Genomic DNA, 15,135 nt, shown 5'->3' with positions numbered 1-15,135 from the left:
GGTATCAGGTTGGTGGGGTAAAGGTGCCCCATCAACCATTAAATCCGTATACCCGGGTTTTGGAATGTAGTGCAGGTGTGGGCTGATTGGAAAGCATATAGATTCGCATAATGTATATTATGTTAAATTAACTGCCATGCAATGAATGCTCATCAGAGCCTTAAGTAGTTCTCCCAAGTAAAAATTCCAAATTTCGTGCCCTACAGATTCCAAATGGAAAACGGTACTCCAATTGGAACCTCTACCCACGCGAACGATGACGTCACAGCCTAGTCTCGCTTGCCGAGACTCTGAGCCGGCCCGCCCAGCCTGAGGAATGACTCGCTGCTTCGGATCTACAGGCCACCACCACGCGGAGAAAAATTCTTTGCCTTCTACGATTCAGTCTCGCTCATGCTCCTCTACGACAGGTCGCCTATTTCTTTGCCGGTTATCTGTGACCGCTCAAGAAGCCAGTCGCCGTGTCTATCGCCTTTGTGCTTACGGATGGCTACGCCTCTTCGCTAATGCTCAGCCCATTCATCAGCTGCTATTTGCGCTGGTGGACAGGAAAGACCCTAATGATCTGGCCACCGGCTCTGACGACACTTTCCGGCACACCATTTCTTCAGTGTTTACACTGTGCGCCTCGCTACTCGATGAGCACACCCCCGATCTCTATCCCGTAGAGTGGCAAATGATCGCTGACGCTCAGATGCCTTCACATGGAAGATATCGGTTGCCGAGCTCTCTTCCAGAAATGAAAAGCAAAATTATCGTAGGGGTCGAGGATCTCACTGGACGCGACGGCGACATCAATAGTGTGCTGTTGGCAAACAAGCTGGCGGGGTTCTCCTCCGCGCAGCTTTGCGCGATAGCGTTTCATGTGCAGCTTTATCATGTTGCTCGTAAACGCGGTAGTGAATTTCAATTCCCAACTATCCGATTCAAGGGTTAGGTATTTTAGTAATCTCGCGCCCAAAATTATTAACTGGAAAAGTTCTCGGCGTAATAGTCAAATGGAATCAGTGTAGGCCGCTTCGTATCGGCTTTAGGCTCGCATGAGCTCAAGGAGCCGTCGGGAGTTCGACTCCAGGATATGCATGGCCTCAGTGCGCGTAACGTCCCATGCGTCCCCTAACAACTGAGCAGTTTGGTCTGCACTCCATGGCATGACACTGGCGCCGTTTACCTGCGCAAATGGGCCGTCGCTTTCTGGAACGACCCGATCATGCGGAAGCTTCTTGGCCAAGGCCTGGCCCGCTGCCGAGTTGAAGGCAGCTGGGCCAATACTGAACCAGCAGCCTTGTGCTACCGCAGCCTTGAGCTCCGAGGCGGATCCTGTAAACCAGTGCAGTACTGCCGTGCCGTAGCCAGGGTGATCGTTCAGTACTGCCAGTACATCCTTTACGGCCTGGCGCGAGTGGATGCTCAACACGCGACCACCTAAGGCCGCGCACTGCGTCACGACGGCAGCGAACACTTTGCGCTGTACTTCGTAGCTGGCCATGAAGCGCTTGGAACCATCCAGGCCGACCTCGCCAACTGCCCTCACCTGCTTGATCTGCTCGAGCAGCATGTCTAGCTCAGCGTGGCGGGCGCCGACAATCTCCGGATGCAATCCGGGGGTGATCAGCACCTTGTCGCTGCCACCCAGCACTTTACTCGTGGCGGTAAATGCACGTGGACTGGTGGTGACAAGCCACGTGAACTCGTTCTTGCCCAGTACCTGCGCATAAACGTCGCGGGCATTTGGATAGAGGTCGAGGTGGCAGTGAAAATCCATCAAAGTACGCCGTCTCCAATTAACAATGCTTCAAGCTCTTGAATACCATTCGAAAGCACTGAGCGATACTGCGCACGCTCACCTACAGGGGCAAACGCGAGCGAAGCGCCCAGGAATCTGTCGATTCCCTTCGACCTTGTAGTCAAAATGGCCAATGCAACTGCCATTGGATCATCAGGGCCGCTGGACTTGTCGCTTCCCACCAGGCTTCTGTAGACATAATCGGTGGTGTCATTCCCTCCCCTCCAAGCCGTGAATGCAGCGCGACGAATCATGCAGGGCACACAGCGCCCGCAGTGCCTGCGATTGTAGGTTCGGAAGCGCCCACAACTGGTCGTTTGCCAAGCTAGCTGCTGTAGACGCACCGGGTCACGGCAGTCATTCATCATCTCTCCCTTGGTCTTGAACCGGTAGGGTAATTCCAGTTGTACGTGTATGCCGACACCGTCCAGCACCTGTTGCAGCTTGCTGATGAACAAGGGGTGCGTCGTACGGGTGCTCAAGCTCGATACACGCCCGGGAACAAGCGGCGGATTCACGCAGATGAACCCGTTCTCAGGAATGAACAAGGTGGGCCGAGGATCTGCCAATTGCGATGCCGCCAGTACGGCAAACGCATAGAACGCCAACGACCGGGCGCGCGTCGAAGGCTCTTTGGGGCCCTTGAAGCTGATGCCGTGGCTCCACTGATAGTGAGCCCCGTCGCCTCCCATTAGTTGGGCGTAGTCGCGCTGGCGCTGCGAGTCCTCGTGAGCCAGCTGCGAGACAAACAGAGGGCGACGCCCTTGTGCGACCAGGTCGAGCCCTCCGATCAAGCTGTCCAGGCCTCCCGATAGCAACGACACGCAGTCCTGAGGCTTGGCAACGAAGTTCCCCTCAGGTGGTGGCATGCCCGCGCCGGTGAAGATCAGCGTCCAGTAATCCCCGGTCAGCACCTTGAGCAGCTGTTCCAGCTCGGCTTTGTAGGGTTCCCATCGCAGTGGTTCATGAAGGCCGACACTGAGCTCAATCGTCCGCGTCCAGCCATCTGCGCTGGTCTTGCGCATGCCGCACAGATCAGTTGCACACACCGCAAGGCAGAACTGAACGAAGTCCCAAGTCGCTGGGCTAGGTCGGAAACCCTTGTGTTTGAGGGCGCCATGCCAGCCCTTAGCAATGGTGCCAACGCCTTCACGCCTGGCGGACTTGAAGTACGAAAAGGCACGTTCACCCGGTTGGAGGTTTACGGGTATCTGGTCTGCGCGGGCACAAATTACTTTGATCATTCTGCAAAGACCTCCAGGGCGCTCTGGAGAACGGTTTGCGCCAGCGTCTGGCAATCCAATTGCTGTCCTGCTAGTCCTTCCATGATCCGTTCTACCTCACCATGCACCCATTCCTGAACATCGTTCCGAAGCTCTTGCACCTGAACCGGCGAATACTTCAGTTTTTCGTACGTCTGGCCCAACTGCTCATCGAGCCGGTTGCAGACGGCGTTACCGATCGTGAAGCCGATGACCGAGTTGATTTGCTCATCGGTCAGGGTGAAGACGTCGACATCTGGATCTTTCTGGTACAACAGGGCCATCGCGTCCGACCCAGCGTTGCGCAGCGACTCATCATCAATGCTCCCGGAGTCAGGCATGACTTCCTTGATGAGCTCAAGTACCAAGTCTTCAGCCGAGAGATTCTGCCCGCGTACCCGCTGCAGCCAGTCAATGGCTTGCTGTGTACTGCCATCCCGAACCGCGCCGAGGAACTCGCCCAAGCGGCCAGCCCCCTGTGCGGCCCCGCGCATTGTCCGCGCCGCTCGAGCCGAACCGCCCATCCCCTTGTTGATCATGCTGCTGGCGGCGCCACGGAGTGCATCCCTACCGCCACCAGCGAGGTACTTGCCAAGCTTGGCCCGAGCCGGCATGAACCGACGATCGGGAGCTACATCGCATTCCTGGCCAGTCTCGGCATTACCGTCTTGTCCATCAGGCGTACCGTCGGTGCCATCGGCATCGGTTGCACCGTCACCAGTGCCTGCTCCCGCTGCGCCGCCCTCCCCTTGATCCAGCCATTCTGGATCGAAGGGTGAGCCTGCTTTACCACCACTGCTCGAGGTTGAGGTGCCCATCAGCTAGCTTTCCTTAGCGCCAGTTCAATTGCTTTCTTGGTGTTGTTCGCGATATCCGAGTTGTCCTTCCAGGACTTGAGAACCTCTGTTGCCCAAGGTTGGTTGGCAAGCGGCGGAATAATCCCCGGCCCCACCAACATCGCTGGCGCTTGGGCGAGTAAAACAGCGGCGCGCTTACCCAAGGATGGATGCACCTTGCAGGGTTCAATCAGCATCACTGTCTCGGTCTTGCCTTTCCAGGTGCGAGAGGTGGCGGTGCCCTGCCACGCCTTGACCATTGCGAGCTCAGCCTGGTTGGAATCCAAGGCACGGATGGCCTTGGTCAGAGGATCGTTACCGCCCGAGGCTTTTTTCAGCATGTCCCGAAGCTGTCGCGAGGCAGGTGTCATGCTGTCATCGCCGAAGTCTCGGGTTGCTGAGTCGCGACTGAGATGAAGCAATGGGCGCAAGTCTCTGTCTCCCAACGCCGGGGCTAACTGCAGCCACTCCCTGACAAAAAAATCATCCGGGAAGTTTTCGGGCAGTTCTCCATCGATGGCAGCAAGTGATTCAGCTTCCAGGAGAATGGCGACTTCGCCGTCTTTGTCCGAAGTCACCAGGGAGGACAGCGTTTTGGCAAGGTCTTCATTGCAGCGCTCAAGCAGATGCCACTTGGCCAACGCGGGGACATCCAACGTGATCCCTTGGGGTGCTGCCAGTGACTGACGCAGGAACACCGTGTTCAGAAAGCGTTTCATCAGTCGAGGATTGGCGCTGATGGCGGTGGAATTGAACATCAGCGGCGCCAGCCCTTCGGCAAGCTGCATGAGCTCCTGAAGCTTGAGATCACCATCGACAAGCTCGAACAAGAACTCGGTGGTGATCGTCTCCCCCTGCCAGCTTTGACTCAGCCTTTTGGGAATGAGCTGTTTGGCATCCTCAAACTTGGCGTGCGCAAACGTGCCTGCCCTGGCCTCGCGCTCAAGTAGGAGCAACACCAGGTAGGCTTTGGCTTCGTTCACGCCCAGACGAGGGACGTGCAGGGGTACCTGAATGAGCTTGTCAAAGTAGTTGGTCGCGATATCGTCATTGATATCGGTTCCCTCGAAGTGCTTCTTGACTGCCCCGCGAATGAAGTCGTTGTCGGCAGCGATCACGAATGCCGTACGCTTGAGGAACAGCAAAAGCCGGATCGACTCCAGGGTGGAGATGGCCGTTTCAGGCAGGCATCTGTCCAGGTCATCGACGAACACCACCAAGGTCACTCCAAGCTCACCGAGCAGTTGCTCCAGCGAATCGCGAAACGCCTGAATCTCGTTCGGAAGAGACATGGGATTGGCCGGATTCAAGATGCCGAGTGATTTGAGACCAAAGTAATCTGCAGTTCCTTCGTCATCGCCACTCTCACCGTTAGCATCCTTTGCGCCAGCGGTCTCGTCATCTCCAGCGTTCGCTGTTGCGGATTTGAAAAAGCCCATGGCCTTCACAACCGCCTTACCCACTGAGCCTATGGGCAACCCGGTTTTGATCGTCAGCGCGGCCTCAGAGCTGACCTGTACCAGCTTGAGCAAATTGATCCTGCGCATCAGGTCGACAGCTTTGCTCCACAGGGTCTGATCACCTTTGGCTAGCTTGAGTACTTCATCGCCGACGATTTGCAGCAAGGCGCTGCGAGCGCTCTCAAAATCTTGGTAAAGCCAAGGGTTGAACGTGATAACAACGTAGCGGGTGTTCGGAGGGGTATCAACAGCTCCCGCTTGGCCAGCACTAGTGTGAGTTGGGCTAGCGTCAGGCAGGTCGGCCAAGCGTGAGGCGATCATCTTGACTAGAGAGGATTTGCCAGCCCCCCAGCCGCCTGACACACCAATCGAGATGGGCTCGCCCGCACTCTGTTTCAAAAGACTCGCGCACGCATCTGCGACCACCCCAAAATTCAGGTAGTCCGTCGTGGTTTCGTTATCGTGCCACATGAGCTAAATCCATTTTTCCGAGGCGATCGAACCGTCGACTACGCGGATCCATTGCGATGAGAGGCAAGTCTGGGATTGTAGGCAAGGCGATAGCGATATGCCATCCTCCTGAAGCGTCCAGCAAGGTCTTGCAACTGGGTTGAGGGTGGTTGAGCCAATTTCTCCCAGCGATCGATAACGCGAAACACCGGATCGTGGGTCGAGCCATTGCTGGTACGCCTCGACTGGACAGAAGCGTTTCAACGCCGGCATCGTCAGGGCCCCACGATTCGCCCGATCATTCTTGCTGCTGGACAAAACACCTCCAAACCTTCCTCAGGCCTGAGCTCCACGACTCTCCAGCATTCATTGCTATTTATAGCCCAGTGACGTGCTGGTGAAATGCAAGCTTGCTGATCGCTGGCCCAACACCTTGGCGTCAATTGCCGTCATTCGACGAACCTGCATCTAGTATCTCTCTTAGTGCGCCACCCGGTACATCCCATGCGCTAGTCAGAGCTCTACCACCCAGGCAAATATGAGGTGGCATTCGCACATATCGACAATGTCATTGAGTTGCGATGGGAGTCAGATGAGATCCCGACTTGGGCTGTAAGGTCAGCTTCTATCAGCCTCACAGGCGACAAGATCAAATCAGTGAACACCATTTACCTGATCAAGAAAAAAACCGGCTTGTATTTAGGGCCATATATGAATGCGCTCTTATTGATCTCTCTGTATATGCGTACGGTTTCACCCAAACGATCTAACGAAAAAAACGGTGCCCTTGATAAACGTATCAATATATCCTGCTCTGACAACAAAGCCCCTGAAACATCATCACAATCAACTCTATTTAGATACTCACCCAGGGAGCCATGCGCTATATCCAGCCAAGATATTTTCGGGCAGGCAGACAGGCCCCATATTGTCCTTACCATCGGACAGCCAGCGATTGTAATTACCCCGACACCCCTCATAAATGCTTCAAAGTCATGAAGCTCTTGACTTATCGTTACATAAATCCCCGAGTGATCATGATTTGTTATTTTTGGGCGGCGAGGGAAAAGCGCCAATACGCGAAAGCTAGCATTTTGATGCTCATATGATTTCTTACTAAACTCCCTCATCATTGCAGGGAAAATTGGTGTCACATCTTGGTAGTCCTGTTTCAAGATGGTGAGCATTCGAGGAACCAAGCAGTACTCGACACTATGCTCGCTCATTAAGCTTGTAGCTAAGCTCTTTCTTCTATTGCTCACATTACCTCCAGATAGATAGTCAGCTACGCAGTGGAATTCCTCACCAGAAGACTGGTTAAATAGTGGTGACTTTGTCCCTCTAGACCAAACGGCTCAACAACTTCTCGTGGCCCACCCTCTCCCACTCATCTATAAGCAATCGACCCGCCCCCTCAACCCAGCGGCCCAAAACGCTCGACATAGAGCGCCGACACCCACTCCACAAACACCTTCACCCGCGGCGACAACTGTCGGTGATAGGGATAAAGCACCGAAACGGGCAGCCCAGGGCTTGGCCAGTCCGCCAATACTTTCACCAGTTGTCCGGAGGCCAGGTATTCCTCGACGCGGAAGCGCGACACTTGAATCAGCCCGCAGCCATTCAGGGCGCAGGTGCGGTAGAGCTCCGCGTCGTTGACGGAGATCCAGCCCCCGGTTGGTAGTCCTGCACCTGTCCGTCAACCAGGAAACTGAACGGATAGCGGATGTCGTGGTTGCTGGCGAAAAAACCTACCGCCTGATGTTCCGTGATCGCTTCAGGAGAAACAGGTATGCCATGGCGCTCCAGATAGGACGGGCTGGCGCAGACAACCTCCGGCATCAAGGCCAGGCGCTTGACCACCAGCGAGGAGTCGCGCGGATTACCGGCACGTACCACGCAGTCGATCCCTTCACTCACCAGGTCTACCAGTCGATCCCCGCAGCTGATCGCCAGCTTGATCTGCGGGTAACGCCGGTGGAAATCCTGGATATGCGGCAGGATGATCTGCGACGCATGGGCGCCGTGCAGGTCCAGACGCAGCATCCCTCGCGGGTTGGCCGCCGATGTGCTGAGCGCAGATTCAGCGTCTTCCAGATCGCCCAGGATGCGCTTGCACCGGTCGTAGAAGGCCTGGCCGTCGAGTGTGGGGCGAACTTGCCGGGTGGTGCGTTCGAGCAGCCGGGCATCCAGGCGCGCTTCCAGTTCCTTGATCGCCAGGGTTGCCGTGGCGCGGGGTATGTTCAGGGCGTTGGCGGCTCGGGTGAAACTGCCCTGTTCGATGATGCGGATGAACAGGTGCAAGGTGTCCAGCTTGTCCATGGCAGTGTCAATTGTTTTGAATGACTGAACAGTCTTACCAGATTGACAGGATTTATCCAGCCCAGACGACCAAACAGAATGGCTTCCCCGGCACTTCAGGCCATCTGGCCAGCGGGACCACCCAATCACCCCAGCTAAGACCACTCGCCAAGGAACCGCCCCCATGAACCCCTTCGTCCGCAACGTCGATGCCTCGCCCAAATTGCTGTTACCCGCTCTGGCCGGGTTCTATCAGCGTGGCGAACCACTGGCCTATGCGTCGCTTCGCGCCTGCCTGGGCATTGTCATGCTGAGCCATGGTTTACCCAAGCTGCTGCGCACGTCCCATGGTTCCATGGCCGACCCCATGGCCGCCTCCATCCGGCTGATCGAGACGGTGCTGCACCTGCCGTTTCCTGAGGTCTTCGCCCTGTTGGTAGCGCTGCTCGAAGGCGTCGGTGGTGTACTGCTGGCCCTGGGCCTCGGCACCCGCGCACTGGCGGCGGCCATGGCGGTTCAAATGGCCGCCATCGCCTACATTCTCGGCCCCAACTGGCCCTGGATCGATCGTGGCATCGAGTATCCGGTCTTGATGCTGGTTCTCTTCCTCTACATCGTCTTTCGCGGCGGCGGTCGTTATTCCCTGGACCGCCTCTTCGAACGTGAACGCTGAGGAGGACGCACTACTACGCCTCAAGCTCTACAGCGAAGCATTCAACTCGGAGATCAGCTCTTCACGATACTTGAGCGCTGCGACCGCGGCCTCGCCCAGGGAGCCGGCGACCGCACTGAGCAGTCCCTGCGCCAGGAGCATGAACGCGCACATGCTGTTGCTGTAGAACAGGCTGTGGTTGGGGACGTAGAAGCTGTGCAGCGCGGTCTTGGCCAAGGGCGAACTGGCGGAGTCCGTCAAGGCCACCACCTTTATCCCGTGCCGTGTGGCCACCTCGGCGGTCGCCAGCACGCTCGGGGTGTACGGGAAGCAGCTGGCGACGACCAGCATGTCGCCGGCATCCAGCTGGGCAAGCGCATCGGCAACGCCTTGTCGACTGGAGTCCAGTGCGCTGACATCAGGCCGAAGCATCCCAAGCCCGTAGGACATGAACAGCGCCAGCGAGTTGAATTGCCTCATGCCATGGATGCGCACGCGCCTGGCGCTGCAAAGCAGGCCCACGACCTCGTCGAACGCGGCCGGGTCGATCTGCTCGACCATACTGGCGATGTTGGCGCTTTCCTGGCGGCCCAGTCGCGCCAGCTGGCTAATCGCCCCAGCGCCTTCGGTATTGACCACCAGGCGTGACGCCTGGTCGCTGTAGAAGCTCTTGCCCTCTGTCAGCTCCCGGCGGAAGACGTCCTGCAGTTTGCTGAACCCCGAATACCCAAGACGCCTGGCGAGCCTGGATAGCGTCGAGGCGTTGACGCCGAACTGCGCGGCCAGCTCCGTGATAGAAGACACCGCCGCGTGTTGCGGCGATTCGATCATCTGGGTCAGCACCCGCGTCGAGCTGCCGCCTAGAGCGATATCCACTTCCTGCCTATCGATGGCAGCCAGCAGCTGCTTCAGCTCAGCCACTGTTTCTGGGAGGGATTCATTGAACTGCGTCATCGGCGCTATCCGCTATTGGACTAACACAACGTCGCCTTGGGCGTCAGGGTGATCTGTCGCTCGGCGCGCATAAACCCGCCATTCTACAGCGCTGGACGTCAGCGTGAAGATCGCCGTGGCCAGGGTGTTTTCGTCATCGGGATCATCTTGCGCACAGCGGTAGACTGGCAACGTTGTGCCCTCCTCCTCGTCGCGCAGGATCCGCAGGGCGAGCGTCGGATCGAGCTTGGGCCTGGAGCCGGCCAGCAGGTGATCGACGCGCAGCTGGCGCGCTCCGGAACTACCGGTCACGATCTGCTTGAAATCGGCAAACGACGAATCAACCAGATGGTTCGAGTGCCCAGCCGCTGCTCCGACCTCACGAACGGCAACGCCATCCGAGGTGGCTTCGACGCTGACGACACGAGCGCTGCCCGCCTGCCCGAAGGCGTGGTGGAACGCCCCGGCGCGAGGCGTTTGGGACACCGCCGCGATTGCCTCATCCAGCGTTCGGGCATCCAGCGATGCGCGGCCCAGAATCATCCGCGGCACGCCGGCCGGGATTTCCGTTGGACGGATGTTATTGACCGTTGCAACGACGCCGAACTCGTTGACCGCAAAGGTATGGCCCGGGATCGAGCCGGGATAGACGAAGCTGACGAAGGCCGCACCTTCCTCCGGCCTGGCGTGGACAATCGCGCAATCGCCGCGCAATTGCGGCAACCCGTCTTCGTTGTGGGCGATCAGCGTCCCCTGCTCTGCCTGACCGAACACCGTGGTGCAGCCATCCACACTGCCCAGCCCTGGAAAATCACCCCGGCAGTTCCACATGAAGACTTCGTCGACGGGCAACTCGAGCCCGGCGGCGAGGCCTTCGATCTCCTGCCAGTAACGTGGATACCGTTCACGCACCAGCGTTTTCATTTGCTGCGCCTTGGCCGTGTCGGCCAGTGATGCGAGGTGCTGCCAGAGCGGCAATGTGCGCAGTTTTTCGTGTACCGATCGACGACCGAATTCGCCCAGGCGCCGTCCTGTTTCGAACGCGTTTGCGGCGATGTGAAGTTGAGCGAGCATCGCGTTGCCCCTTATGAAACGTGCTGGAGAAATTCGCGCAAGCGCGGGCTGGGTGGATTGGCGATCAGCTCTTGTGGCTTGCCATCTTCGGCGATGCGCCCCTTGTCGATGAAGATCAGGCGGCTGGCGACCTTGCGTGCGAAGTCCACTTCGTGGGTGACGATGACCATGGTCATGCCCTCCTCCGCCAGCGCCTTCATCACGGTCAGCACTTCATGACGCAGTTCCGGATCCAGCGCAGAAGTAGGTTCGTCGAACAGCATCATCTTGGGCTTGACCGCCAGCGCCCGGGCGATGGCGACCCGTTGTTGCTGGCCACCGGACAGTTGCGACGGATAATGCTCGGCGCGTTCGGCCAGGCCGACCTTGGCCAGCAGTTCACGACCGAGTGCATGGGCTTCGGCCTTGCTTGCCCCGCGCACCCGGATCGGCCCGAAGGCCACGTTTTCCAGGGCCGTCATCTGCGGGAACAGATGAAACTGCTGGAACACCATGCCGGCTTCCTGGCGAATGAGGCGCTCGTCGACCTTGGGGTCATTGACCTTCAAGCCGTCGACGATCAGCTCGCCTTCGGTGACTTCTTCCAGCTTGTTGATGCAGCGCAGCAAGGTGGATTTGCCGGAGCCCGAGGGCCCGATGATGACCACGACCTCACCGGCGGCAATGCTCAGGTCGATGTTGTGCAGCACCTGGGTGCTGCCGAAGTGCTTGGAAACGTTCTTGAATTCGATCACAGGATTTTCAACCTCGCTTCCATACGGCGCAGGATGTAGCTGAGCACCAGGGTAATGATCAGGTAGATCACGGCCACGGCAGACCAGACCTCCATCGCACGGAAATTGCCGGCGATCACTTCCTGGCCCTGGCGGGTCAGTTCGGCCACGCCGATGACGATGAACAACGACGTATCCTTGATACTGACGATCCACTGGTTGCCCAGCGCCGGAATCATCCGGCGAAACGCCAGGGGCGTGATCACATAGCGCAGGGTGTCGCGGCGCGAGAGTCCCAGCGCCAGCCCGGCTTCACGGAAGCCGTTGTTGATCGACAGTACGGCTCCCCGGGTGATCTCGCCGATGTAGGCGCCCGAGTTGATCATGATGGTGAACACGGCGGCCCCGAACGGATCGATGCGCACCGGAATCATCAGGGGCAAGGCGAAGTAGATGAACATCACCTGCACCATGATGGGCGTGCCACGAATCAGCTCGATGAATACCAGCGCTACCCGGCTGCTGAAGAAACCGCCGTAAGCGCGGGCAAAGCCCGCGATCACGCCGATGATTGCGCCGCCGATCAGGCCCAGGATCGAGATCCAGAGCGTGAGTTTGGCGCCGTCCAGCAGAACCGGGAGCGCATCCCAGATAGCGCTCCATTGAAATTGCATAACGGTGAACTCTTAGAAAACTGGGGAGGGTTTACTGTGGCTGAGTGCCAAACCACTTCTCATAGATCTTGGCGTAGGTGCCATCCTCCCGAAGCTTCTTCAGGGCCGCGTTGACCGGCTCACGCAATTCGCTGCCTTTGGGGAAGCCGATACCGTATTGCTGGGCCATCATCTGTGCGCCCACGGCCTTGACCTGGCCTTCGCCGGCGGTCTTGATGTAATACAGCACGTTCGGCGTGTCGTGCATGGCGGCATCGACGCGCCCGGTGCGCAGCTCCAGGTAGGCGTTATCGATGTTGGGGAACTGGCGCAGATCCTTGGCCTTGAGGTTTGCCTTGGCATAGTCGGCTGCCGACGTGCCGCTTTTCACCGCCAGGCTTTTACCGGCAATGTCTGCCTCACCCTTGATGCTGTCGTTGTCGCTCTTGACCATCAGCAGGAAGCCGCTGTCGTAGTAGCCGTCGGAGAAATCGATGGCCTGCTTGCGCTCTTCCTTGATCGTGATACCCGCTAGCGCCGCGTCCACGTTATGGGTTTGCAGCGCAGGAATGATGCCGTTGAAGTCCATCGGCTTGAGCTTGTAGGTCACCCCCAGCTCCTTGGCGATTGCCGCCCACAGATCGATATCGAAGCCCACATACTCATTGCCCTGCTTGAACTCGAAAGGCACGAACGCCGTGTCTGTTGCGATCAGCAGCTCTTTTCCGGCGGCCATGGAAGTGCCTGAAATGGCAAGAGCAACAGCTGCAAGCGATACCTTAAGAAATTTTTTCATCGTCTTTCCTCTTTAGGGGTGAGGCTCGGTTGCCGTTGTCGGCCCGAGGGAAAGCGGCAGTAGCAAGATTTGGGGCAGGCCCCTGATTGTTATTGGCGGCAGTTCCATGCCGGTTGTGCGCGCCAAACCGCGCGGTGCGAGCGGCGCTTCCGATGGCGTGATGCAAATATCCGTTGCTTATTATTTATATGCAAGTAATATTTGCACAAACCCCGGAGGTGATCATGAGCCACGTGTTGCATCGAAGCTTCAACCATACCTACCCCACAGCCGTAGCAGGCGACGGGCCCTATCTGATCGACAGCACCGGGAAAAGCTATCTGGATGCCAGTGGCGGCGCAGCGGTGTCCTGCCTTGGCCACAGCGACCCCGAGGTCATCGAGGCGGTACGTCGGCAGGTTGGCCAACTGGCCTACGCCCACAGCTCCTTCTTCACCACCGAGGTCATGGAAGAGCTGGCGGATTTTCTCGTCGCCCGCGCCCCGAAAGGCCTGGAGTCGGTCTATTTCGTGTCGGGCGGTTCGGAAGCGGTGGAAACTGCGCTCAAGTTGGCCAGGCAGTACTTCGTTGAAATTGGCCAGCCCGGTCGCAAGCATGTCATTGCGCGCCGCCAGAGCTACCACGGCAACACGCTGGGCGCCCTGGCGGCGGGTGGTAACGAATGGCGACGCCGGCAGTTCGAGCCACTGCTGATCGACGTCAGCCACGTCAGCCCGAGCTATGCCTACCGTGACCAGGCCTCCGGCGAGACCGTCGAGCAGTATGTCCAGCGACTGGGCGAGGAGCTGGAAGCGGAAATCCACCGCCTGGGCCCGGAAAACGTCATGGCGTTCATCGCCGAGCCTGTGGTCGGCGCGACCCTGGGTGCCGTTCCGGCTGCAGCGGGCTATTTCAAACGGGTCCGTGACATCTGCGATCGCCACGGCGTGCTGCTGATTCTCGACGAAGTCATGTGTGGCATGGGCCGCACCGGCTCGCTGTTCGCGGCCGAACAGGAAGGCATCACGGCCGACCTGATCACCATCGCCAAAGGGCTGGGCGCCGGCTACCAGCCGATTGGTGCCACCCTGGTCAGCGCGAAGATCCGTGACGCTATCGCCAACGGTTCAGGCTTCTTCCAGCACGGCCACACCTACATAGGCCACGCCACCGCCTGTGCCGCTGCCCTGGCGGTGCAGAAAACCATCGAGAAACGCGGGCTTCTGAACCAGGTCGTCACGCTGGGGGACACCCTGCAAGCCCGCCTGGCCGAGCGCTTCAGCGAGCATCCTCATGTGGGTGACGTGCGAGGACGCGGGCTATTTCGCGGTATTGAACTGGTCAATGAGCGCACCACGAAAACGCCTTTCGATCCCTCGATCAAACTGCATGCGCGGGTAAAGAAAGCCGCCATGGCACAGGGCCTGATGTGCTACCCCATGGGCGGAACCATAGATGGACAACGAGGGGATCACATTCTGCTGGCACCGCCCTACATCATCGATTCACGTCATATCGACGAAATCGTGGATAAGCTCGCACTGGCTATAGACAGCGCAATCGCAGGAGTTTGAGAAAGCGCTTATGAACATTCAATCCCGATTGACCTCACTCCATGAAGACGAGATGAGCCCGGATCAGCGCAAGGTGCTAAGTGAGATCCTCCAGGGGCCACGGGGAAACCTGGATGGTCCCTTCCTCGCCTGGATCCATAGCCCAGCACTGGCTGATCATGCACAACGCCTTGGGGCCTTCTGCAGGTACCACACCCGGCTGGACCTGCGTTTGAGCGAGCTGGCGATTCTGCTCACCGCAGCGTGGTGGCAGTCCCAGGCCGAGTGGCAGATTCATGAGCCCATTGCGCGCGGCAGCGGGCTGAGCGACGACGTCATCGATGCCCTGCGAGCACAGCGTACGCCGGCTTTCGTCCAGAAAGACGAGGCCATCGTCTACCACCTGGGCGAAGAGCTCTACCGTACGCGTCGCGTCAGTGATGAACGCTACCAGGAAGCGGTGAATGCGTTCGGCGAGCCCGCGGTAGTCGAGCTGGTGGCGATTTTCGGGTACTACGCCCTGGTGGCCATGACCCTTAACGTGTTCGCCGTGCGGCGCCCTACGACCGCACCTTTGCCGTTCCCCGAACCCTGAGGGTGATGACCGTTTTCAGATATGCCTCCGACGCGGTTGCCCGGCAAATACCATGAAAGCCGGGCAGCCGCCGATAATCCCAACACGTTCTC

General features: G+C 58.4%; 16 protein-coding genes. 4 read left to right on the top strand and 12 right to left on the bottom strand.

What is annotated here, in order from left to right; translation table 11 throughout:
• Positions 1-436: 436 nt before the first annotated feature.
• On the top strand, positions 437-937 hold the full coding sequence (locus CSV86_RS11525) for a hypothetical protein (RefSeq protein ID WP_158487689.1): 501 nt from the start codon (positions 437-439) through the stop codon (positions 935-937).
• A gap of 93 nt (positions 938-1,030) precedes the next feature.
• On the opposite strand, the gene qatD is transcribed toward CSV86_RS11525, so the two are convergent.
• The 7 genes from qatD to CSV86_RS11495 form a co-directional block, all read right to left on the bottom strand.
• Complete coding sequence (gene qatD / locus CSV86_RS11520) at positions 1,031-1,765, bottom strand: Qat anti-phage system TatD family nuclease QatD (RefSeq protein ID WP_009394398.1); 735 nt, start codon at positions 1,763-1,765, stop codon at positions 1,031-1,033.
• Positions 1,765-3,030 (bottom strand): Qat anti-phage system QueC-like protein QatC, encoded by a 1,266-nt coding sequence (gene qatC / locus CSV86_RS11515; RefSeq protein WP_009394400.1) that lies wholly within the window; start codon positions 3,028-3,030, stop codon positions 1,765-1,767. Before qatC ends, qatD begins: the two co-directional genes overlap by 1 nt.
• Positions 3,027-3,866: a Qat anti-phage system associated protein QatB gene (gene qatB, locus CSV86_RS11510; protein ID WP_170394593.1), complete on the bottom strand. Its 840-nt coding sequence runs from the start codon at positions 3,864-3,866 to the stop codon at positions 3,027-3,029. The genes qatC and qatB overlap by 4 nt, the downstream gene beginning before the upstream one ends.
• A complete protein-coding gene (locus CSV86_RS11505) occupies positions 3,866-5,815 on the bottom strand; it encodes a KAP family P-loop NTPase fold protein (RefSeq protein WP_009405398.1) in 1,950 nt (649 codons plus the stop codon). The genes qatB and CSV86_RS11505 overlap by 1 nt, the downstream gene beginning before the upstream one ends.
• Before the next feature lie 647 nt (positions 5,816-6,462).
• Positions 6,463-6,981, bottom strand: coding sequence for a hypothetical protein (locus CSV86_RS11500; protein ID WP_158487738.1), 519 nt, complete (start codon positions 6,979-6,981; stop codon positions 6,463-6,465).
• 227 nt (positions 6,982-7,208) lie between these two features.
• Positions 7,209-7,421, bottom strand: a complete 213-nt coding sequence (locus CSV86_RS32715) for a LysR substrate-binding domain-containing protein (protein WP_283811582.1) — start codon at positions 7,419-7,421, stop codon at positions 7,209-7,211.
• A complete protein-coding gene (locus tag CSV86_RS11495; protein WP_283811564.1) occupies positions 7,418-8,116 on the bottom strand; it encodes a LysR substrate-binding domain-containing protein in 699 nt (232 codons plus the stop codon). The genes CSV86_RS32715 and CSV86_RS11495 overlap by 4 nt, the downstream gene beginning before the upstream one ends.
• 163 nt (positions 8,117-8,279) lie before the next feature.
• Between CSV86_RS11495 and CSV86_RS11490 the strand changes: the two genes are divergently transcribed.
• Entirely contained in the window at positions 8,280-8,768 is a 489-nt protein-coding gene (locus CSV86_RS11490; RefSeq protein WP_009405396.1) for a DoxX family protein, read from the top strand.
• 27 nt (positions 8,769-8,795) lie between these two features.
• Here the strand turns inward: CSV86_RS11490 and CSV86_RS11485 are convergent, their stop codons facing one another.
• The 5 genes from CSV86_RS11485 to glnH are packed head-to-tail and all read right to left on the bottom strand — an operon-like array spanning position 8,796 to position 12,916.
• A complete protein-coding gene (locus CSV86_RS11485) occupies positions 8,796-9,701 on the bottom strand; it encodes a MurR/RpiR family transcriptional regulator (protein ID WP_009405395.1) in 906 nt (301 codons plus the stop codon).
• 12 nt (positions 9,702-9,713) lie between these two features.
• Positions 9,714-10,754, bottom strand: coding sequence for an acyl-CoA--6-aminopenicillanic acid acyltransferase (locus CSV86_RS11480; protein WP_009405394.1), 1,041 nt, complete (start codon positions 10,752-10,754; stop codon positions 9,714-9,716).
• Positions 10,755-10,765: 11 nt separating this feature from the next.
• Positions 10,766-11,488 carry a glutamine ABC transporter ATP-binding protein GlnQ gene (gene glnQ, locus CSV86_RS11475; protein ID WP_009405393.1) on the bottom strand — a complete coding sequence of 241 codons (723 nt, stop codon included), beginning with the start codon at positions 11,486-11,488 and terminating at the stop codon, positions 10,766-10,768.
• Positions 11,485-12,141, bottom strand: coding sequence for a glutamine ABC transporter permease GlnP (gene glnP / locus CSV86_RS11470; RefSeq protein WP_009405392.1), 657 nt, complete (start codon positions 12,139-12,141; stop codon positions 11,485-11,487). The genes glnQ and glnP overlap by 4 nt, the downstream gene beginning before the upstream one ends.
• 31 nt (positions 12,142-12,172) lie before the next feature.
• On the bottom strand, positions 12,173-12,916 hold the full coding sequence (gene glnH, locus CSV86_RS11465) for a glutamine ABC transporter substrate-binding protein GlnH (protein ID WP_037061913.1): 744 nt from the start codon (positions 12,914-12,916) through the stop codon (positions 12,173-12,175).
• Between the two features lie 224 nt (positions 12,917-13,140).
• Between glnH and CSV86_RS11460 the strand changes: the two genes are divergently transcribed.
• Both CSV86_RS11460 and CSV86_RS11455 read left to right on the top strand, forming a co-directional pair.
• Positions 13,141-14,469: an aspartate aminotransferase family protein gene (locus CSV86_RS11460; protein WP_009405390.1), complete on the top strand. Its 1,329-nt coding sequence runs from the start codon at positions 13,141-13,143 to the stop codon at positions 14,467-14,469.
• 10 nt (positions 14,470-14,479) lie between these two features.
• Positions 14,480-15,043 (top strand): carboxymuconolactone decarboxylase family protein, encoded by a 564-nt coding sequence (locus CSV86_RS11455; protein ID WP_009405389.1) that lies wholly within the window; start codon positions 14,480-14,482, stop codon positions 15,041-15,043.
• The last annotated feature ends 92 nt before the right edge of the window (positions 15,044-15,135 follow it).

The sequence above is a fragment of the Pseudomonas bharatica CSV86 genome, assembly GCF_000319305.2.
Taxonomy (GTDB): domain Bacteria; phylum Pseudomonadota; class Gammaproteobacteria; order Pseudomonadales; family Pseudomonadaceae; genus Aquipseudomonas; species Aquipseudomonas bharatica.
Note: the sequence above shows the minus strand (reverse complement) of the source record. Positions and strands in the feature narration are given on the sequence as shown.